The following is a 21,662-nucleotide window of genomic DNA, read 5'->3' as shown; positions in this document are numbered from 1 at the left end:
TAATCCAATACTCTGGAAATATCATATACGAGTGTTAAGAAAGAAAAGAAATACTTCAATCACTCCCTAAAGAGAAGCAGATTGAGGTTCTGTAGAATCAAGCTCACTTTGAAGCTGTGGCAAAGATGATTGAACAAAACAATTTAATTCTTTTAGAACAGACGAAAGCTCTACAGCTAATTCAGAAATAACAAACTTATGATTGATTAACTCTACATATGCTTCCATAAATAATGTATCTTTATTTATACCTTCAGCCTCTGTTTTTACAGGGACTTTTGTTATACGTTGATTCATATTTTGAATTTGAATGGTTTCTTTCACATGTATGAATAGGTCTTCTAGTAAACCTGGTGTAGACTCTAATTCTTGTTTTTCAATCTCCTCTGTGACAGCACTTATAAATTCCCATAGTACTTTTGCACCTAATAGTTCCGCTAATCGTTTTTCACGCATTTCAAATGTTTTCATATTCATATTGAACACTTCCTTCTCCGTATTTTTTACCGTTAATTAAATTATGTAGACTATGATGTAGCTGCTATATAAGGTAATTAAATTCTCCTCACCAACTGTAAACTATAGTTTACAGTTGGGCCCGAAAATAGATTCCACGTTTGTTCCCAAAATTACAGCTATTTTTATAGCTAACTTAACATTGGGTTGTTTTTTATTATTCTCTATTTCAGAGATGTAGGTGCGGGATAACCCTGCAAGTGCTGCTAACGTTTCCTGTGACATTAGCTTTTCTTTCCTCAACTCAGCTATCTTATTCATTTCTCCAATCCCCTTCATTCTTGTATTCATTTGATTACAAAACAATTGTAAACCATAGTTTACTTAATCGTCAACAATGTTTTACATATTTTTTCTGTATTTTGGTTTCTTTTTGTAAATTATTGTTTACAATTGTACTAGGAGGATTACACATGAAGAAAACTCTTGGTGAAATTATTAAAAATTATCGTTTAACAAATAAGCTATCCTTGCGCGATTTTGCTCAAAAATGTGATGTTAGCCATACTTATATAGACAAACTTGAAAAAGGCGTAGATTCCAGAACTGGAAAACCAGTAGAACCAACACTATTAGTAATAGAAAAGATATCAAACGCCATGAATATAAGTACTAAATCCTTATTAGAAGAAATAGGATTCATTGCAAAAGATAGTACGGAAGTACATGATACAGAATTAGAGAAATGGTTTACAGCTATTAAAAGTTCCTCTCCCCAAAAGCGAGAGGAATTAAAGAAGTTTTGGGAATTTATAATACAGAAAAAAGATTAATATATCAAAAGGACCTCCACCTTGACAGGGTGGAGGTCTTGAGTTCGAATCTCTCCGGGGTCATATGAAAAACCCCTTGATAGTGAAGTGAACCCGAATAGTGGTACATGAAAAAAACACCTCCAATGAATTCGCATACTAAGTATGCAAATTCATTGGAGGTGTTTTTCGTTTGAAGACAAGAGTTCATTACCCAGAAGAAACAAAGTGGAAAGTGATTGAAATGAAGAAAGACGGCTATTCAAATCGTACAATTATGGAGAAACTCGGAATTAAAAATGTTTCCCAAATTAAGACATGGATGAAATGGTATCGTACAGATCAAACGTATCGTTTTCAACAACCTGTAGGAAAACAATATTCTTATGGAAAAGGACCAAAAGAGCTCAGTGAATTAGAACAGCTACGTTTAGAAAATAAACATCTAAAAACAAAATTACTTGTATGGGGAAAGTATCTGGAAATCGAAAGGGGCTGAAACCAGAAACTGTAGTTGCTTTATGGGAAAATGTAAAAACAAAAATAAAGGTAAAAGAATTGTGTAACGTATTAGAATTACCCCGTTCCACATTTTATCGTTGGTTACAACGAACGGAAGATTTGAAAGATGGTATAGAAGAGAAAGTAAAGGACGTTTGTCTTAGGCATAAATTCCGGTATGGATATCGAAGAGTGACCGCTACTCTTCGAAAAATGGGACTGTGTGTCAATCATAAAAAAGTATTACGAATCATGAGACAAAATCACATTCTTTCAAAAGTACGTCGAAAGAAAAAGAAATATATCAATGGTGCGGAGCCAATGGTAGGCCCTCATCGATTGGAGCGCCAATTCGATGTATCCAGACCAAATGAAAAGTGGTTTACGGATGTGACGTATCTCTTATTTGGAGAGCGTACCTTGTATTTATCAACGATTATGGATGCCTTTAATCGTGAAATTATTAGTTGTGTCATCGGCGAATCACAAACACTGACATTAGCGATGAAGACATTAAAACAAGCAATGAGAGGGCGAAAAGTAAAAGATGTCCTTCTTCACTCAGATCAAGTAAGTATTTATACAGCAAAAGAATTTCAAGCGTATGCCAAAGAAAACGGCATGATCACCAGCATGTCCTGGAGAGGAAATTGCCATGATAATGCCGTCATGGAAAGCTTCTTTGGTCATTTAAAAAGTGAAGCTTTCTATTCACAAAAGATAACAAAAGTATCCAACACAACTGTGCGAAAGATTGTGCTAGAATACATTCATTACTACAATTGTGTGCGAATTCAAGAAAAATTAAACCTCCTATCCCCTAAAGAATTTAGGGAACAAGTGGTTTAGGTGTTTTGATTGGTGTCCCCTTTTCGGGGGTCACTTCAATTTGATATGGGTGTTCATTAAATTTAATTACTTCACTAACTCTCAACTAATTATGCTCATTTCATAATCTTTTTCGAATTTTATTGTTTGTCCATCTTGTATACTTACAGCAAGAGAAGTGCGTTTCTGAATGTAACACCCTAGTTCTTTTTTATACCTGGAATCTCCCCATTAAGTTCAAAGCTAAGCTTTTTCATAATAAGGATATTTATATCTTTCAACAAACTTTGATTGAAATTTATTAAATAAGTAAGCTTCCAACCTAAATTTCCAATAAACTAAATAACTTACTATTCACTTATTCTTCTGGATACTCTCTATCAAATATTACATCGATTGCATCAGCGTCTCCTAAATCAAATCCTCGTCTATCTTCATCATAATCATCATAATCCATTTCCGGATAAAAGTGTTGATTTAATGCCTCCGTCATTTTGTCTTCAGATATATATTCATCCATCATTCTTTCTAGCTTCTCTTTGATTATTTCAAAACCTATCGTTTTATCTACCTGATTTCTAATTTCCTCACCAATATCTTTTCTAACATTCGAACAAAGCTTTTGTATTTCCTCATCAATTTTCTCTTCATCTTCCCCTGACGGCATTAAATCATAAAAAACTTCAAAACCTTCAATACCATCTATATAATCATAGACGTCAAGGTCACTTAAGTAATAATCAAGTTCCTCAAGCAAATTTGAAACTAATGTTTCTGCCAATTCAGGAAGTAACAGTTTTTCATTTTTTATCAAAGATAGAACTTCTAATATTTCTTCGAAATTTAAGCCTCCTATGTAATCATCCCTAAATTTTTCATCTTTTAAATTCTCACCAATCTCATAAAAATCATATAATGGTTTTTCTTTTAAAAACTTAACTACAAGATCTTTCTTTTTCAACTTATCATCAAAGAAACTTAAATTTTCATCAAATTTATTGAAATTACTTTCTATAATTGGTTTATAACAATCATTAAGAATTTGATATTTAGCTACACCACAAAATAAATATGATATTTTTTTATTCCCTAAGCTTTTTAGCTTTATGAAATCTCCTGATTTCAATTTACTAATTAATATTTCTTCCTTATCTTTTTTTTCATACATTTTTTCTAGTTGCTCTATATATACAATAGATTCTTTAATTGCACTGAGACCTATTTTATTCGAGTAAATATGACTATCCATATAGTCATTTATAGAAGGGTTTAGTACACCTATCTTCTTTAAACCATAGTCATCTAAAATCCTAACTAATGATTTAGTCAACCTAGCTTCCACTACAGAAAAATAATCAATTGTACTTCGTGCACGCCCTTCTTTATTCAATCGAAATATAAAACATTCTTCTAAAACATCCCTATCCACATATGTATCTGTTAACGAAAAAAGAGTATACATAAATATTCTATCTAGTTCTTCTAGCTTTTCTTCAAATTCATCTGCCCATACATCATTAGGATAATTTAAGTTTTTTAAGATATATTGATAATAACCTTGCGAATCAACTTCACTATATCTATACTCTTCAGTAACAAATTCAATTATACGTGGATTATAATTCTTATGATTAATTATACTTCTATACTTTCTATTTACCCTCAGTGCGTCGTAATACGCTTTTGGTATTTTATTTTTTAATAAATGATTGTAAAAGATTTCAGCTTTTTCTTCTGATAAAATATTTTCCATATCAATAGTCTTTAAAGGGACTTTTCCTTTGTTTAGATAACGTCTAAATTCTAATCTAGATCTTTTAGCCTCATTTAAAATTGTAACTCTAGTATTTAAAATAAGAACCTTGTTGTCATATTGATTAATATACTTTATTAAAGATATTAACTCTTGATCTTGGCCTTCTTTTAATTTGAAGTAATACTGACCTAGACAATCATCTAATAGTACAACTTCTTTTACATCCGGATTTTCAGATATAACATTTTTAATATTACTAACTTGTCCATCAGTAGTATACCTAATAATATAATCCTCTTTAACAAATGCTGCAGCCAACATTTTTGAATTAATCGATTTCCCAACCCCCGGTGCACCGTAGAGCATCAGCAATCTATGCTTCTTTAACATTTCTAACGCTTCATTAAAAACCTTAGTTTGAACAAAATATTTAAACTCTTCGTTAATGTCATCTAATAATACCGCACTATCAATGAATACTTGATTATTAAATATATCTTTCAACAATTTATCTGATAGTAACCATAATTTAAAGTTTTTTCTTAGTATATCCTGATTACTATCTTCATCTAAGAAATCAACCAAGACATCCCTAGTTATTATGTTAGAAGTATCTTTCATATATCCCTTAAACAATTTATATATTTCATTTATATTAGCTGCTGTAAGTTGTTGGGAAACACATATATAGTATTGAGTTGGTTTCAATTTTTCAACTTTATCAACTTCTTTCTTTAAAGAGGTTAACAAGCTATTAAAATTACTTTTAGCATAATGTTTAACTTGTACCACTATATTTTTATTTGCAACATCATCTACTAAATCAATTCCCCCGTCCCTTCCAGGCGCAAAATATCTTAATTTCACACCCAATTTTCTACTTAGTATATCTGCACATAACTTTTCAAATTCAACATCACTTAAATTAGTAAAATCGTACACATATCTCCCTCCCTCGTAATCAAATCTCTATTTATCGTCTATACATCTAATTAATGTAATGAACTAAAAAAACTAAACCTCTTCTTTTATATTAAAAATATCAGCTTTAATTCATTTCTTCCTTAACACTACTCAATACTTTAAAAAAATTAATAGAAGCATATAACATTGAACATGGGACATCATTTAATTTTACAATGTCCATTATGCTCATTTTGTTTTGAAGCTATTTAATCTTTTATTTAGTATTCAAAATAAAAAGAAATCCTTCTCTTTATTGAAAGATTTCTTTTTACAAATATACGAAACACTTTCTACACGTCTAAAATTATTTCCCCACTATTCTCAGTTACGAATTTGCTGAAACTGAACGCTTCTTCCGTGTTAATAATATACTTTCAATTAATTCAATTTCATCTACTGAAACAGTTTTTTCTTTAACTGCTTTTTCAAACTCTCTTGTCATATCATATGACTTAGCTAATTCAAGTACTTTTTCTTTTGTTTCCATATTTACACTTCTAAAAGTCGGAACAATTTGGGCATGAACATGACGCTTTTCATGAACAAATTTAAAATCAATAAAATCAACTAAGAGAATATCACATAATTCTTTTATATAATCGTCATCTTTCTCTCTCATCATATTAACAATCAAACTCGTCAAATGATTTTTCTTTAGTGCTTTATGGTGACTTGCACATAGTTTTAATAACTTTCTTTGACGTTCTCTGTCTCCATAATCAATATTAGGATTTATAGCATAAGTTAGGACCTCAGCAACGGCATTTTTATTTATTGAATTCAATAATACTTCTTGAATTGTCTCTGCTGAAATACTGCTTTGCAGTAGTGCTTCTAAAAGTGCATATTTCTCTTCAATTCCTACTAGTCCAGTATAAAATTTATTCACAACTCTTCTAATAACATCATCATAATCTTCGGAGTGTTTATCTTTCATACTTTCTATTCCTCTAATCAAATCAATAAATTGGGCTTTACTAATAGAATCGAATTGAGAATAAAGTTCATCTAAAAACCCTTTAGGTTCTAAGTATATATTAGTAATCAAAAATTCAATATACAAATTATAATTTGCCTCTGTAAGTTGATCTCTAACCGATTTCAAGAAGTAAAGTACATCTAATTTATTTGAATCTGTAATTGCCTTAGAAATTACTATATTTAAGGATTCTTCAATCCTCTCTTCTGGTATATTATTACCAACATACATTAAACCTTTTATCGTCACATCTGGATAGCTATCTGCAATACTAATTAGTGTATCAGTAAGTCTTTGCAAATAGTCTTTATTAATAATATTTGATGTAGTGCCTACTAGTCTTAAAAAACCTATCGCCCAACCTTGATATTGATACCATGAATTAGAAGTTAAGTAATCAATCCCCTGATGGATGGATTTTCTAATATAAGCATAATTCTCTTCTTGTTTTTTTAGTACAGTAAGTAATTTATTTACCCTATCAATGTCATCAATATTAACATAATTATTAGAAATTGTATTTGTTATACTATTAAAGAGTGCTGTTCTTTGTGAATCAGTAAAGTATTTGTTCACTCGCTCAATTATTTTATCGTATAAAGATGTACTAAATGTTTGAGTTATTAAGAAATCAGATACTTTATTTAACGCCTTAAAGTTATCTTTTTCTAATACTACAATATGTTCAATTAATAATGACATTTCCTCTAAAATAGACTTATTTTTTTGATCAAGCTGATTGTAAATAAAAGTATCTAATCTCTCCTTCAATTTCTCAACACAATCAAAATTAAATCTAATCTTTCTTATCAATCTAGATATACTTATGGTATTTTCAAAATTGATATCCGAAAGTGAATACACAATATTCGCTCCCGATATCTCATCTATATGGTGACTTACCGGCTCTAAAAGATCCAATATATTTAGTAATAGAGAGTTATCAGCAATATCAATTACTACAGAAATTGTATGAATAAATTCTTCTATGTGGCTACTTCTTATAAGAGGCGACACTTCTAAGAATACATTAGTAGCTTCATCTAGTTCGTCATCATCTGCTTCTTCCATATAAGAAATAAGTTGAATATAAAAATCAATATCAAAGTATTCCACAAATAGATTTGAATTTTTCTTATATAGATGCAATAGCTCTATAAATGGATAAAAATTATAATTTTCATCTTTCATAGCAATAAATTTTTTAATTTTCCATTTCACACTATCTGGTAACTTTTCATTCTCTGTAAGAAAATAATCTAAAAGATTCGTTATTTGTTTAATAAATTCCTTATCGTTCATTTCTTTACCGGAAATTTTTTTCCAGTTAGTATCTCTATTAAAGAGACTATCAATTGTAAATACTAAAGGTTTTTCAGCTTCAATTTTATTATCAGCTATCATATAAACATCTAATAAATTTTGTGATTCAATCTGCCAAAATCTTACTTGATTCATTCCATGTATAGTAAGTTTATATATAATTGTATTTGCAAGCTCTCTCTTTAATATACTAGGGACATGATTAATTAATTGATATGCAACTTTTAATACTGATGATAATTCTTTTTCTTTTGAATTTTTCACTTCCTCAATTACTACTTGTGTAATGTTCTCTGGTTGCTGTTCTTGCTCTAATATAGAAATAATGCCCTTTTCATTTCCACTTACTAAATTTTTACGAATATTACGTTGTTTTTCATCACCAGCTTTTAAACCAATAGCATCTTGTCCCAGATAAATAAACGGGGCTATATTTTCGATAGTAATATGTTGTGTTCTAATTAAAAAGTTTATAATTCCTTCATAATCAGATTTCAACCTATAAACTTCACTTTTTTTATCAAATAACATCTTTATTGTTGATTTCACAGTCTTTTCATTTTGGTCTTGAGCATGATAAAAAGACAATAAATCATCTAGAAAATCAAAATCATTCATAAGATTTAAATATACATCATTATAATCCGATTGTATGACAGATAACTTAGCTAAAAACCTTAACCCCTGTCCCCCCGTCAAGAGGCTGTTCTCCAACTTTCTTCCATTATCTTCTCTAGCTTTTGCTATCAGAAGATTATTAGTAAAAGTATTTAATAATTTCTTGACCTGCCTAGGTGTTGATACTTCAGCATGAATAAGAATATCCACAATCTCTTCAAAATTTTCGTCACAAAGTTCAATTAAACCAGGTGCTTCTTGCCTTACCAACTCTGATGCATATTGCTTCATATCACTCTCTATAATTGGTGGTAAGGGCATTCTAAAGTGAAACAGCTTATCTAAAAATAATTCACCGTCAATATACTCCGCAGATTTATTTAGCTTTTCTTTTTCTAATGCTCGAATTAAAATATTTTCGTCACAAGTTACAATAAAAATACATTCGTCTACATCCACAAAAGCTTTAATAGCATCTAAAGCTGCTACAACTTTCTTAGGACTTAGCCTATCTAAATCATCAACTATAACTATCAATTTACGAAAATCAGGATGCTTTTCTTTATACTTTTTGATTTCTTCTTTAAATAAATCTTCATACTCATCAGCTGTTTCAATCGGTTTAAGTACTTTAATATCTGCAGCTTTATGCTGAATAGAAGATTTCACGAAATCTTGCACCATCTTATAAAGTGGCGTAATTATAATAGGGACCCACATATTTTTTTTAAAATCTTTGAATGATTCCATTACATTTTCTTTAAAAGTATTCTCCGTAAAAATTGCATTAATTGCATCCCAGATTAAAAATACTAGTGCGAAAAGGGAGGATGAAGCTAAAAATATAAATCCTAACACACCTAGTACTGGTAATAAATCCTTTATAACTCCCTTAATACTATGTGTCTTATCATTGACATTTACATCCATAAAATATTGACGAAGGCTTTCTCCAAACTGTTTCCAAATACTATCAGATTGATCTTCATTTAATGTTTTCCATAAATTTTTTAAAAAGGCCTTTTTTAAAGAGTCATTTTCATACTTCCATGCATTAATTTCATGAATTTTATACTCAGATTTATTATGAAGTTCTTTTTTCAATAAATTTATTATGGAGGATTTCCCTACCCCCCATTTACCAATTAAAGCAATGTTAAAAGGAGGATTATGTTCATCAATTAATTTTTTAATGTTCTTCACATAATCATGATGGTGAAATGCATCATCCTCTTTATTATTTAAAGCTGTATCTTTTAAAAAATATTTCTTTTCCAATTCAAAACCACCTTTAATTTTCCATCAATTGAAAATCTACTATAATATTAGAATATACACGCATTTTTATTCCTAATTAATTATATCAAAATTTATTAGGAATTATATTCCTTTTCCTTTTATTAATTTTTCAAATCTGTATATAAAACCAGATATTGTCCTTCCTAAAAATCAACTATCTAATTTTTTTCATACTTCAATTTTTCATAAACTAATTTTGAAAAACAACTCAATTAAAACACATATTTAAATCCCTATACCTTATGAAATTTAAAATCCGTATATTATATATTACAAATTTATTAATTAAGTAAAAAAATAACTCTAGGGAAGCATATCCTTGCACAACAAAAAAGGAAGCATAAACCTGCATTTTATGCAAAGTTATGCTTCCTGTTATAAAAAATGTACTAACAGAGAATAAGATAAATCAAAACAAGCTGGTTGAAATGCTAAAGGTAATAAGTCCTTCTACAGCAAATAAAATGTGCAAAGGAAGTATTAAAAGAAGCAATATTAAAACTCTCGCTAAAGTGGCCAATCATTTTGAAATAGACGCTACTAGAGAATTATCCGAAATTATAAAAAGAAAAAAACTAAATGAAGGATTCTTTTTTTTTGAGGAATTTTATTTCCTCATTTGATATACTTAACACAAAAATATGGAAAGGCATGAAGATAGGTATGGGAAAATACGTAGAAGACGCTTTGGAAATTATCCAGGACAACTATTTATATTTTTTGTCCAGAGAGTACAAAAATTTTATAATTAATATAAAAACATACGAGACTATTAATTCCTTTATTAATCTAGGATTTATACAGAATAATCCAGATGTTTTTATCGATTTAGGGCGAGAAAGTAATAATATTACAAATTCAGATTACATAAAAATATTGAACGATCGCGAGAGTGATCAATCACTCCATACAATATGTAGCGAGAATACGTTTAAAAATTTTGTTAGTGTCCTAGAAGACTTTTTAAAAGAAATATTAGAATTTTTATTCAATAATTATCCACATCATGTTTTTCAAAAAAAGGAAAAAATTGAATTAAACCAATTACTCCAATATGACTCTTTAGATTTACTTAAAGAAAAAATAATTAAAGAAAAAATTATAGCATTATCTTATAACAATCTTGCTGAAATGATTAGTTATATAGAAAAAGAATTTAATGTTAATTTCGAATTCCCACCTGAGATTATAGGAGCTTTAGTTGAAATCACCTCAATAAGAAATATACTTGTTCATAACAAAGGAGTTATTAATGAACGTTTTTTAGAAAAACATAAAGGAAAAGAACAGTATTTTGTTGAAGAACCTTATGAATTAGACATGAAAATAGTAATGTCCGCTTCAGAAATGGGTAATATATTCGAAATGCTCGAAAAATTAGGTCTGAAAATATTTAAGGCACTAGATAAAAAGTTTAATAACTCCCCTAAAAAATAGAGAGCCAATAACTAGACTCTAATTTTATTAGCACGGACATTAACTCGAAGAAAATCTCCTAGCCATGAGAATCTTTACTGACATTTTACTAGCAATTTAAATAGAACAACATGAAATGAATATACTTTATACTAAGCAACCAGATCTATTACAGAGCTGGTTGCTTTTTCATTAAGTTAGCAAATCTTTAAATAGGAGTTTCTTGCGATAATGTAGTACGTATTCCCTTTCAAATGTACTAATTAGAGGCGTTGCTATACATTTTAAAACCTTTTTTCCTAAAGGTGGAATTTAATATTTATATCTAAAGTAATACAAACACATTCAAAAAGACCTACAACTCGCAATATCCATGGTGTTACCTATATTCCAGTGTTGTAATTATTATAACATAATAATTCTTCACTGCGTTCCAGGTGTAAGATAACTGGTCGGCTACTAAGATTCAACTAATATACTTTCATTAATCAATATGTAGAATAAAGGAAAACTATAGAAAATAATGTAAAGTTATAAATATTAATGTTAAAATATACTTATGTTTTATAAAAAGATTAATAAGGAGTGTAATCCAATGCCAGTACAAAGAAGTGGTCCAGTCCCACCGTTTTATGAATATGTTACTAATAAAGCCTTAATTCCACACAACGGCGCTAATACCCAAGCAATCTCAAATTTAGGTGTACATGAGTGGGTTGAAATCCCTAGATACCAGAGGGGAATTTCTTGGGATATCGAAAATGTAGAAGAATTCCTTGGTTCTCCTTCTATACTATTGGGAAATGTCATTCTAGCTCAATTCCCTCATACAGGTCAGTTTCAAAATCTCCAAGCAGGTAATTACTTAATATTAGTAGATGGGCTACAACGTTTTTCCGTTGGTACAATGATTCTAGCTATATTGCATTCAAAGATTTTTAGTACTGGTGCTCCTTTTCATTCTACTGATTCACAGCACTTCCCTAATCTCTTAGCAAGAGTATTTGCATTAGCTCCTGTTTATTTACATAATGACCATGAGTTACTTAATCACCCTAGAAACGCGATAGCCAACCAATATAGAAGTCTTAGAGAAAAGGTAGAGGGCTATATTAATGAGAAATTACAAAATGGTCAAGGATCTCAGCTGGCCGACCTAGTTCAAAATACTTTTTTAAACAGGCAAGTAGCTGTAGATATCTATTTTAATTTTAGTGCTCCTATAGATATAATGAACACATTCCTAGGGATTAACACAGTTAGGGTTGACCTAGGACCGGTTGATCTATTACGTGCATTAATCATTGAAAAAGGCTCTTCATCAGGATGGTCTGCAATCGATATTGATGATGTAGAGAATGATTTTACAGCTATATTTACTAATAACGATAAACCTGATACAAGCCTTTTACCTTTTGTAAACGTAATATTGAGGTCATTAAGACGCAATGGCAGTCGGGTATTTCCATCTTGGGGTGGAACCCTACTTCGATCTGAAGTAGATGACTTTCTAGACTTCGTACAAACATTTAAGAATCCAGTACAAACCAATGGGTATTTCCAAGAAATTAAGGAATGTGGAAATATACCTTTCGCAATATTATTATCGTACTACTATATACAGAATATTCATGCTGGTGCTCCTAGACCTTCCTTTTTAACGGGAGGAAATAATGAAAACTCAGATTTACATTCGTTACTAATTGCAAGCTATAGGGTTCTAATTGATGGCACGATTGGTCGAACAAGAACATTTGCTGAAAAGATAGTTGACGGTACTTTAACTGCATCTCTTTCAAATATTGCAGATGCCATTTCTAGACAATTTATTAATCGATCAGTAACTCAACAATTAGACCGTCTCTGGCTTCAATCAACATTAAATAAAGTTGATAAGAATAAAGCAAAGCGTATATTTAATGCCATGCTGTTACCGCATCACGGTTCTGTCAACCCATTTAATCCGATAGCTTTCGGACGTTCATCTATACATTTCCATATAGACCATCTTATTCCTCAAAGTCTTTTAGGAAGTGCTCAAGGCGATGAAGGAGAGACTCTAAGGAATTTTGCACCATTACCACAGAGTCAAAATAGGCTCGCAAAGGCAACACATTGTTCATCAAAATTAGCACCTGGACAAATTTATGAAAACTATCTATCAGGTGGATCGCATGTTCCTCACCCTTACTGCCAATGGCTTGTAGATAGTTACCATACGATCCCTTCACCGTCAGACCTTGATAGACCTGAGTTACTTGAACCAAATCAAACGCCCGATATTGGATCTCAACGAATTGAATATATAACTAATCAATTAATAACTAGAATTTAGAGATATAGTGAGAAACGACTTTTTTCAAAAGATCTAAGATAAACAACGTTGCTCTCCAAGAATTAAGACTGCCCTTGAAAAAGGCGTTATTTTCATTAAATCAAGAAGAGCATAAGTGGGTGATTTTATACCCACTAAAACCTGATCCTAAAAAAAGATTTGAAATTGGTTAAACTTCACTTAAGAACTTGCTTTATATATTATGAATTGTGATAGGTAATCTTTTAAACGTCATCTTTGGATGGCGTTTTTTTATATGATCATCCAGTTTCAAAAATACATCTTTATTTGTTAAACTTATTAATTCAACATTTCTGGTAGTAGACTCCTTCGTTTTCAATTAATAAGTCTTAATGGTTGTTTTTCATTTGATGTTTTAAATATAACCCTATCATCAATACAATCTATAGCAACGGTAAAGTCTTCGCCCTGATATAATTCAAAAATATTCCATATAGAAAAACTAATTTGTATAATAGTCCATTTGAGGACCTTGAACCTGTATTCTCATGTATTTCGTAAGTTTCTAAGTTAGGATAATAAATTATCTCCACTAGCTATCTCTGCTTTAAACCCCAAGAGCAATTTCATAGTAACTACACGAAAAATATTTACTCTAATTAAAGTTTAGCCATAAAAAATTATATAAAATAAAAAAGCCGCTAATGCGACTCTAACTTACTCATTATTTCTGCGAGACTCCCTAGCAATGGTTACCTCAGATACATTTGGCTTGCTGAATTTCAGTACGACAAAACCTAAGTTTATATCGATTCCTTCAAAACAATTAGTTACTTTGTTCATAAGCACCACTCCCTTTCTTACAATTTTCGCTAGGAAAGTACGAGTACCCAAGGCCCCGCCAGACTTCGGGAGCGAAGCCTCACACAAGTAATGAGTTTATTTAATTATAACAGAAAATTCTTTAAATTGACATAACCTATCGCTTTTTTTCCATACTCTTTTCTAATTTTTTTACGATATCATTTTTAATCGAATTTATCAGACATAAATATAAAATAGAACAAGTGTATCAATTTAACTTTAAAAACTTAAATTCAAATAATCATCTCTAATTTATACCATATCCTCTTCTAAACCCCTTACTATTGTTGTACCTAGTCTCAAATATTTTCAACTACTTAAGAAAGCATAATTCTGCTTCTCCTGATACATTAGTCGATAGAAGAAAACAATCCCTATATTTCTTATTCTTTATTTTAAATCATGATACAAATATAATTCTACTATTATAATCAAACTTTCATTATCTTTTCGTAACAACATTATAATTTATAAAAAATAAATGGTAGCAAATACAACTTAGCTACCATTTCACTCTAGTACTTATCTACTTAAAAATTTAAATCTCACTATAAAATCTTTACTAGCGAGTATATCTTCACTTTCTTCATTTAATATAAGGGATTTATTTTCATCTACAACTTTAATAGATGCACTTGGAAATTCCTCTTGTAAATTATCAATAAATTCTTCTATAGTAGCAGTAAAAACATTTACATCCATATTTTGTGATACTTCATTGATTATGTTCTTCCTAAGAATAGTATTGTCTACTTCCTCAATAGTAATTTGAACTTGATTTATTGTTTCTCCTTGCTCTAAAAAAGAATTAATAATCCTAGTATGTAAAGTATATGCCAATAAAATTACCTCCATCCTCTATCTATTAAATCATAACATATTTTCTTTTACTTAGTGAATCAAACAAGTACAATTGATGGGATGTACAAAATTAAATTTACTTCTCCTCTGTATATCGCTGGTATATATCGATTCCTTATGAACAACTGGTGATTTAACTCTGGACCAACTATTTCCAATGCTTTTCGTACAACTGAATAAGTTTTCTCGGTTCTGGGCGACCCATTCAAAATTTGATTTTTAGATAAATTCATATGTAACACATTCTTTCGATTTTCTGTGTTATTAGAATCAAAACCAATATTCTTCTTTATATCTGTAAGTAAATTATTACTATTATCTTTCCAAAAAACACTATTTATTTATATAATATATTTAACAAATACAAATAAAGGATTGTAGTTATGAGTAAACCAGAAGAAATAATTGAAGCATGGTGGCACTTGGAAACATTAGCACCAGGACAAATTCAAACGAAATATTTAAAAGAGCCTATAGCAAAAAAATATTTAAAAAAAGAAAGTTATGTAAAAAAGTTTTCACTATTCAAAGATGCGGAAACAATAGAGTTTCCACAAATTTGGCAGCAACTTGAATTAAAATCAGAGCAAATTCAGAAACGCTTTGGTTTTTATGGCAATGTATATTACGAACATGAATTAACTCAGTATCAACGCTATTTACATAAAGTGAAAGAAGAGATTATTAATCCCTCTTTTACAATCTGTTTTAGCTATTATGTAGAATTTGACAAAGATGGTAAATACATTGATGAATCACTTTTCATCCCCTATTTACAGCTCTATATTAAATTAATGGAAGAGCATGGTGGACTACAGGATGTAGACTTTATGCAATTGTATAATGAGCATAAATACCTTTTAAATACACAAGCAAATGCAATTAATGGCGGTCTCTTCAATGATCAATGGTTAGATGAATTCAACAAACAGTTCAAACAATTTTTTGGAACTTTACCACGTTCAGAAATTTATGTATTAGAGTGTATCTTAAAACAAGAACAAGATGAAGAAAATATGAAATTTAATAGCTTCTTTACAGAGGACTTACTGTACGCGAAAAATGATTTAAACGATACACTAGCAACATTTCTAACACCAGCAGCAAACCGGCAAGATATTAATGAAAACCGTGAATACATCGAATATATTCTACATCCAGATCGCCTTCCCTTAGGAAGATGGCCTTCGCCAATTAAGCATCGATTATCATTAATGCAACAGGTAGCTGTAAATGAATTTTTCGTATCAAATACTCCTGTCAGCTCGGTAAATGGTCCACCAGGTACAGGTAAAACAACACTATTACAAGATATATTTGCTGAAATTGTTGTAAAGAAAGCAGATGCAATGACTCGATTTAGAGACAACGTTAATGACATGATAACGAAAACGAGCCTTAAAGAAAAAATTCCGCATCTATTTAAAGAAAATGAAGAAGTAGAGCGTTTTATTTATGAAATTGCACCATCCATTACAAAACATGCAATAGTCGTTGCATCAAGTAATAATGGCGCAGTTGAAAATATTTCAAAAGAATTACCTCAACAAAAGAAAGTTGATGGATGCTTTTTAGAAGAATTAATGACTTATCAATACGCCCCAAAAACAGCAAAAAAAATGATTAGTCAGGATAGCTGGGGACTATTTTCAGTAGCACTTGGTAACAGTTCTAATATTAAAAAGGCAGCACAACAATTACTAAATCGTAAATTCAGTGTAATGACTGAATGGAATAAATCAAAAGCAGCTCGTGATGAAGCAAAAGAAAATTGGAAAACAATTTGTGATGAATTCATTCAATTAAAAAATGAGGTAGAAGCAGAGAAATATGCCATCTTACAAATGATGGAAGGACGTAAAGAAGCAGATGAAACACTACTACAGTCGACAGATGACTTTTGGAACGTTTCAAATTACGAAAAACGTCAGCAAAGTGTATTATTTCAAACAGATAATTTAAACATTAAGCGCTCAAAATTATTTATAAAGGCAATTCATGTATTAAATCACTTTATTCTCATTCATGGTGAAAAATTACGTGCGGCATTATCTATATTAGAAAAGAAAAACACATTAGATTTAAACCAAAAGGAATCGATTGAAAAGCTTCATATAATGTGGCATACTGTCCACTGTTTCTTCCCTGTTGTGAGTACAACTTTTGCAAGCTTTGCATCGATGTATCGCGGTATTGACAAAGACTTTATACCCTATTTAATGATTGATGAAGCTGGTCAAGCTGTACCCTCACAAGCAGTCGGAGCTTTATGGCGCTCACAGAAAGTAATGGTTGTAGGTGATCCGCTGCAAATCGAGCCTGTGGTTACAACAGACAATACGATGTTAGAAGATCTACGTAAAATTTATAAACTTAAGGAAGACATATTAGGTATCAAGTGTTCTGTTCAATCTGTAGCAGATCGCAGCAATTATAAAGGTTCTTTTGTCCAAGATAATCGATGGATTGGTATGCCACTTTGGGTACATCGTCGCTGCTTAGAGCCTATGTTTTCAATGGCCAATGAATTAGCTTACGGTGGAAAAATGGTATTAGGAAACGAAGGAATAGGAAAAAGTGAGTGGTATGATGTTAAAGGGAAGGTAAGTACTCAACAATTTGTTAAAGAACAAGCAGTAGAGCTTGAACAAAAATTAGAAGTGTATTGGAAACAAAGGATTCAATACCAGCTATTAATGAAAATGTGGGAACTTGCTGGAAACGAACCAGCAATGGTATTAAAAGAATTGTTTTATGAACACTTTATGGCACAGCCAGAAACTTCAACAGAGCTAGACGTACTATCTCTCCAAGAATTATTCAAACAATTTATTTCGTACAGCCCACAGCTACGCTTGGAAGAATTTGAAAACCTTTTAACATTAATTGCAGATGAAAAATTAAAACCACCTTCCATCTACATTATTACGCCTTTTACGGCTGTTAAAAACGAAACAATAAAATTCTTAAAAAGAAAAGACAATTGTTGGACGCTACTACTAAACACATTAAAACGAGAATTACGTCATGATGGTATTGATGAAGCTGCCGAAGCATATCGAAAACTATTAATAAATATTGCACAACAAGAAAATGATTGGTATAAAGATTGGGTAAGTGACAATATTGGAACCGTTCATACATTTCAAGGGAAAGAAGCAGAAGTGGTTTTCTTCATTACAGGTACAGATTATACGAAGAAAACCGCTGCAGAATGGGCGTGTAAGGAACCCAATATTTTAAATGTTGCAATCACACGCGCTAAGAAAGAATTTTATATAATTGGAGACCTCCAATTATTAAAAGAATATCCAAATTATCAGATCATATTAAATAACCAATTAAATACGTAAACATTCAATATATGCACACACATGCCGAATAAAATACATTTCATATTACTTGAAATAGTAATATGAATAAATAATTCTCTAAAATCAAAAAGATTTAATTCAAAACTAAACTTACAAATAACAATAAAGGATACGAACAAAATTCGTATCCTTTATTATTTCAGAAACTGATAAGACTATTAAAAAGCTTTTTGAGATATTAGATACAATTTAGAAATTTATCTCTTTATGTTCCCTCTTCTCTTTTTACATGAACCTACACATAAAAAATTATGCTACCAACTGAGATCTTGTCTTGGGTTATATACCTAGTCCCAGGGTAACAATTTAAGCTATTTATAACACATTAATTCTTCAATAAAGTATATCTTTTTCTCTTCCTTGTATTTTCCGCCCACAAATTAGAGAACATAATCGTTTTAATATGTGTTATTTTTTAATAATATCTATATCATTTACTTTTTTAAACTCAATAACTGCGGTTTCTATGTTGGCACTGTACTGATTAAGGTACTCATGTGCCTTATTTAGAGCTTCAGGGTCGTTTGTTTCTTTAAACAAACTAATAGCTTTTGCTGCTAATACAAGGTAACGCGTAGCTATTTCCAAATCTGTATGGGCGGAATTGTATTCATCAGGTATTTTCATCTTTTTGATTTCTTTTTGTGATTCTTCTAGATTTTTTACAGTGTCCTGAATATTAAGTATATCTGTTAATATAGTATTTGCTTCTTCTTTCGAATACACTACATTACCCTTTTCATAGTAGTTAAAGGAGTTTTCAATAGCTTTTTGAAATTGTATAGCATCATGTTGGAAGCCTTCAACATTAGATACAATTTGTTCTTCATACGATTCTTTTGATATAGGTACGCAACCTTTAGTTAGCCAAATTAATACAAAAATACAAATTACACTTCCAAACATTTGTGAGATAGTAGCGTCTCCGTTACGAATCCCTGATATTATAACCCATACAAAAACAAGTATTAGCAGAATACCGACAATTAGTCCTAAATTCAATTTGAATTACCACCCTTTTGAAATGAATTTTGTTAAAATTATATATTTATATATATTTTTATTATAATTAAAAAAATAGATAGTTCAATGTTCTTACTAAACATAGTTTGTAACGACTCTCAATTCAACGCAAGGGGAGTATTTTAGAAATGGCATCAACCCGCTGAGAAATTAGAAGCTACGGTTCTTGTAGGAATTGAATACTTTGAACGAGAAGATTTATATGAGTATATCTATGAATGCTGTAATGCTTTAGCAGAAAAGATTTCGAACAAGGCCAGTATGCCAAAGCAGGTACATACTTCTATAAATATTAACAATGTAATACTGATTGGATACATTACCATTATTTTCACTCATTTCAAAATCATAATTAACAACATTTAGTAATTATAATATAAAAGAAAAATTTTTTCCATTTAAAGGATTATTTTTACATTATATTTAAAATCCCCCTTCATAAAAGAACATACGCTCTATTATGAAGGGGGCAATCACAGTGTATGACTATTCAATCCTAACGAATAGAATCATCTTATGTGTAGTTCTATGAAGTTTTTACGATTCAGTAAGTTGCATCAAAATGGGATTAGACCCTATGCATACAAAGTTAGCAGTAGTCGGTGATGTAAATAGAAGCGGTTCAATCGTTCTAGCCGCAACTCCACCCTTAAAAGCATTGAGTGTAAAAAAGAATGTATGGTTTGGTATTTAAGAATGCAAATCAGACTGTATTTGATACTATGGAACATTATCCCTTATATTTTTCATTCCTACTGCTACTTATGTTATTTCTAAATTAATATGTTCATAATTAAAAAAGAGGGTGCTCGCAGCTCCCTCTTTTTTTAGATAATTAAATATGCTCTCCATGATCCATAAACACTTCAATAGTTTCATTTTGTGATACGTCTTTTACATTAGTAAGACCAAAAGTAAAAACAGCGGATAACATCATCATTAATAAGATTGCTTTTTTCATTTTAGCGCCCTTCTTTCTATACTCTTTTTGTCTGCATCTAAAGCGATGTGTAAATACTTGCTGGCTTTTTCGTGATTTTCTGAACCATAGAATATATTACCTAAAAGATAAGCATATTCTTTTACCCAATCATATAATTCTTCTCTTTCAAAATACGAAATACCTTCCATGACCACCTTTTCTAATTCTTCTTGTGGTGCATAGTTATGTAATGCTTTTAAAATTTGAAAATGATGACGATAACATAAGTCACTAATCTTATAGCCATTCTCAATATATTCATTAGCATTATGATTGTGACCTAACTTAAAATGTTCTCTTGCTAAAAGAAACATCGTTTTAGCGTTGTTTTCTAGTGATTCCTCTAAATGCTTAATTGCTAACTCTGACATGTTTTGACTTGCATATAAAAGTCCTAAATTGTGCTTTACACGTTTAGTAAGACTTTCGTCATGAGATTTTTGGAAAGTACCCAATGCTGAAAGTAAATATTCTTCTGCACTTTCGAAATCACTTAAGCGAGTGTGTGCCATCCCTAAAGTATTCAAACAAGCAGCAGTTTTTAATTCATACCCTGGACTAATTGAAAATACTTCATTTGCCTTCGTAGCAAATTGAATTGCTAGGATTGGTTTCAATATGTGATAGTAATGAACTGCAAGCCAATAATTAAATTCAGCTTTTTCTATTTCATCATGCATGTACTCTAAATACTTTTCAGCTTCTTCAAATTGCATTCTTGCTTCACTATGGTTTGCTGTATTAGTAGCATAAATTGCTTTAAATAAATGATGATAGTACTCTAAAAATGTTTCTGTAGGCTCTTGTAATGGCTCAATTTTATCCAAAATATCTTTTGAACTATCCATATCACGAATTAGCAGATTATACCGTGCATTCAATAAAGCATAGTAGACTAATATTGTTTGGTCTTCCTTAATATTATTGATTTTATCTGCGATCTCTTCTTTTATTTTATTAGACTGTAATACACGTTGTGAAATTATAGCTTGATACCAGTCGTTTAATAGTTTTGTGATTTCTTCTTTAGAAATAATTTCAACATTCATATACGCTACCCCCTTTTGTTAAATGTTACCACATCATACTTGTTTATATAAATGATTTTGTGAATATTAAAACTTGATAAACTTTTTCGAATACTTATATTAAACAATGTTAATTTCAGATTTATTTAACTACCCCCACTTTAAATAATTATCTGTTAATCTTACCAATCCAATTAGTACAACAGTTAATATGATACACAGGGAAGATTTAATTGAATAGAAAATATATATTGAATAACTTCCCTTAAAATTAGTATCA

Annotated in this window: 15 protein-coding genes and 1 pseudogene; 7 read left to right on the top strand and 9 right to left on the bottom strand. The window is 30.4% G+C overall.

The window, feature by feature from the left end; translation table 11 throughout:
- Nucleotides 1-66: 66 nt before the first annotated feature.
- Both ACTFRM_RS20015 and ACTFRM_RS20010 read right to left on the bottom strand, forming a co-directional pair.
- Nucleotides 67-477: a hypothetical protein gene (locus ACTFRM_RS20015; RefSeq protein WP_440043521.1), complete on the bottom strand. Its 411-nt coding sequence runs from the start codon at nt 475-477 to the stop codon at nt 67-69.
- 102 nt (nt 478-579) lie between these two features.
- Nucleotides 580-777: a helix-turn-helix transcriptional regulator gene (locus ACTFRM_RS20010; protein WP_440043520.1), complete on the bottom strand. Its 198-nt coding sequence runs from the start codon at nt 775-777 to the stop codon at nt 580-582.
- Between the two features lie 152 nt (nt 778-929).
- Here ACTFRM_RS20010 and ACTFRM_RS20005 point away from each other — a divergent pair, with 152 nt between their 5' ends.
- Both ACTFRM_RS20005 and ACTFRM_RS20000 read left to right on the top strand, forming a co-directional pair.
- The gene (locus tag ACTFRM_RS20005) at nt 930-1,289 is read left to right on the top strand and encodes a helix-turn-helix domain-containing protein (protein ID WP_440043519.1); all 360 of its coding nucleotides are present in this window, start codon (nt 930-932) and stop codon (nt 1,287-1,289) included.
- A gap of 172 nt (nt 1,290-1,461) precedes the next feature.
- Nucleotides 1,462-2,618 (top strand): IS3 family transposase gene (locus ACTFRM_RS20000; RefSeq protein WP_440043517.1). Its coding sequence is split into 2 segments (ribosomal slippage): nt 1,462-1,714 and nt 1,714-2,618, totalling 1,158 coding nucleotides; the frame shifts between segments, so codons are not numbered across the junction.
- A 337-nt stretch (nt 2,619-2,955) separates the two neighbouring features.
- Here ACTFRM_RS20000 and ACTFRM_RS19995 read toward each other — a convergent pair.
- Both ACTFRM_RS19995 and ACTFRM_RS19990 read right to left on the bottom strand, forming a co-directional pair.
- On the bottom strand, nt 2,956-5,295 hold the full coding sequence (locus ACTFRM_RS19995; RefSeq protein WP_440043516.1) for a restriction endonuclease: 2,340 nt from the start codon (nt 5,293-5,295) through the stop codon (nt 2,956-2,958).
- Nucleotides 5,296-5,644: 349 nt separating this feature from the next.
- On the bottom strand, nt 5,645-9,517 hold the full coding sequence (locus tag ACTFRM_RS19990; RefSeq protein ID WP_440043515.1) for a KAP family P-loop NTPase fold protein: 3,873 nt from the start codon (nt 9,515-9,517) through the stop codon (nt 5,645-5,647).
- A 386-nt stretch (nt 9,518-9,903) separates the two neighbouring features.
- Here ACTFRM_RS19990 and ACTFRM_RS19985 point away from each other — a divergent pair, with 386 nt between their 5' ends.
- The 3 genes from ACTFRM_RS19985 to ACTFRM_RS19975 all read left to right on the top strand — a co-directional run bounded on the left by ACTFRM_RS19985 (nt 9,904) and on the right by ACTFRM_RS19975 (nt 13,289).
- The gene (locus tag ACTFRM_RS19985; RefSeq protein ID WP_440043514.1) at nt 9,904-10,161 is read left to right on the top strand and encodes a helix-turn-helix domain-containing protein; all 258 of its coding nucleotides are present in this window, start codon (nt 9,904-9,906) and stop codon (nt 10,159-10,161) included.
- Between the two features lie 28 nt (nt 10,162-10,189).
- Nucleotides 10,190-10,975, top strand: coding sequence for a hypothetical protein (locus tag ACTFRM_RS19980; protein WP_440043513.1), 786 nt, complete (start codon nt 10,190-10,192; stop codon nt 10,973-10,975).
- Between the two features lie 574 nt (nt 10,976-11,549).
- A complete protein-coding gene (locus tag ACTFRM_RS19975; RefSeq protein WP_440043512.1) occupies nt 11,550-13,289 on the top strand; it encodes a GmrSD restriction endonuclease domain-containing protein in 1,740 nt (579 codons plus the stop codon).
- A 678-nt stretch (nt 13,290-13,967) separates the two neighbouring features.
- Here the strand turns inward: ACTFRM_RS19975 and ACTFRM_RS19970 are convergent.
- Entirely contained in the window at nt 13,968-14,093 is a 126-nt protein-coding gene (locus ACTFRM_RS19970; RefSeq protein WP_255291092.1) for a hypothetical protein, read from the bottom strand.
- Nucleotides 14,094-14,636: 543 nt separating this feature from the next.
- Nucleotides 14,637-14,969, bottom strand: coding sequence for a hypothetical protein (locus ACTFRM_RS19965; protein WP_440043511.1), 333 nt, complete (start codon nt 14,967-14,969; stop codon nt 14,637-14,639).
- A gap of 389 nt (nt 14,970-15,358) precedes the next feature.
- Here ACTFRM_RS19965 and ACTFRM_RS19960 point away from each other — a divergent pair, with 389 nt between their 5' ends.
- On the top strand, nt 15,359-18,328 hold the full coding sequence (locus ACTFRM_RS19960) for an AAA domain-containing protein (protein WP_440043509.1): 2,970 nt from the start codon (nt 15,359-15,361) through the stop codon (nt 18,326-18,328).
- A gap of 429 nt (nt 18,329-18,757) precedes the next feature.
- Here the strand turns inward: ACTFRM_RS19960 and ACTFRM_RS19955 are convergent, their stop codons facing one another.
- The gene (locus ACTFRM_RS19955) at nt 18,758-19,351 is read right to left on the bottom strand and encodes a hypothetical protein (RefSeq protein WP_324657034.1); all 594 of its coding nucleotides are present in this window, start codon (nt 19,349-19,351) and stop codon (nt 18,758-18,760) included.
- 499 nt (nt 19,352-19,850) lie between these two features.
- On the opposite strand from ACTFRM_RS19955, the pseudogene ACTFRM_RS19950 reads away from it, so the two are divergent.
- A pseudogene (locus ACTFRM_RS19950) lies at nt 19,851-20,045 on the top strand (DNA repair protein); the annotation flags it as partial.
- 162 nt (nt 20,046-20,207) lie between these two features.
- Here ACTFRM_RS19950 and ACTFRM_RS19945 read toward each other — a convergent pair.
- Together ACTFRM_RS19945 and ACTFRM_RS19940 are read right to left on the bottom strand one after the other, a co-directional pair.
- The gene (locus tag ACTFRM_RS19945) at nt 20,208-20,333 is read right to left on the bottom strand and encodes a hypothetical protein (RefSeq protein ID WP_000709205.1); all 126 of its coding nucleotides are present in this window, start codon (nt 20,331-20,333) and stop codon (nt 20,208-20,210) included.
- Nucleotides 20,330-21,403: a Rap family tetratricopeptide repeat protein gene (locus ACTFRM_RS19940; protein ID WP_086389387.1), complete on the bottom strand. Its 1,074-nt coding sequence runs from the start codon at nt 21,401-21,403 to the stop codon at nt 20,330-20,332. Before ACTFRM_RS19940 ends, ACTFRM_RS19945 begins: the two co-directional genes overlap by 4 nt.
- Nucleotides 21,404-21,662 lie beyond the last annotated feature (259 nt).

This window comes from Bacillus cereus group sp. MYBK227-1 (assembly GCF_051916325.1).
Taxonomy (GTDB): domain Bacteria; phylum Bacillota; class Bacilli; order Bacillales; family Bacillaceae_G; genus Bacillus_A; species Bacillus_A cereus.
This window is presented reverse-complemented; position numbering and strand designations above follow the sequence as displayed.

What these genes read in the sequence shown, in the direction of transcription:
- ACTFRM_RS19980 (WP_440043513.1), top strand. Translation starts at nt 10,190, where the DNA reads ATGAAGATAGGTATGGGAAAATACGTAGAAGACGCTTTGGAAATTATC.
- ACTFRM_RS19945 (WP_000709205.1), bottom strand. Translation starts at nt 20,333, where the DNA reads ATGAAAAAAGCAATCTTATTAATGATGATGTTATCCGCTGTTTTTACT.
- ACTFRM_RS19960 (WP_440043509.1), top strand. Translation starts at nt 15,359, where the DNA reads ATGAGTAAACCAGAAGAAATAATTGAAGCATGGTGGCACTTGGAAACA.
- ACTFRM_RS20010 (WP_440043520.1), bottom strand. Translation starts at nt 777, where the DNA reads ATGAATAAGATAGCTGAGTTGAGGAAAGAAAAGCTAATGTCACAGGAA.
- ACTFRM_RS20005 (WP_440043519.1), top strand. Translation starts at nt 930, where the DNA reads ATGAAGAAAACTCTTGGTGAAATTATTAAAAATTATCGTTTAACAAAT.
- ACTFRM_RS19985 (WP_440043514.1), top strand. Translation starts at nt 9,904, where the DNA reads ATGCTTCCTGTTATAAAAAATGTACTAACAGAGAATAAGATAAATCAA.
- ACTFRM_RS19940 (WP_086389387.1), bottom strand. Translation starts at nt 21,403, where the DNA reads ATGAATGTTGAAATTATTTCTAAAGAAGAAATCACAAAACTATTAAAC.
- ACTFRM_RS19965 (WP_440043511.1), bottom strand. Translation starts at nt 14,969, where the DNA reads ATGGAGGTAATTTTATTGGCATATACTTTACATACTAGGATTATTAAT.
- ACTFRM_RS19975 (WP_440043512.1), top strand. Translation starts at nt 11,550, where the DNA reads ATGCCAGTACAAAGAAGTGGTCCAGTCCCACCGTTTTATGAATATGTT.
- ACTFRM_RS19970 (WP_255291092.1), bottom strand. Translation starts at nt 14,093, where the DNA reads ATGAACAAAGTAACTAATTGTTTTGAAGGAATCGATATAAACTTAGGT.
- ACTFRM_RS20015 (WP_440043521.1), bottom strand. Translation starts at nt 477, where the DNA reads ATGAATATGAAAACATTTGAAATGCGTGAAAAACGATTAGCGGAACTA.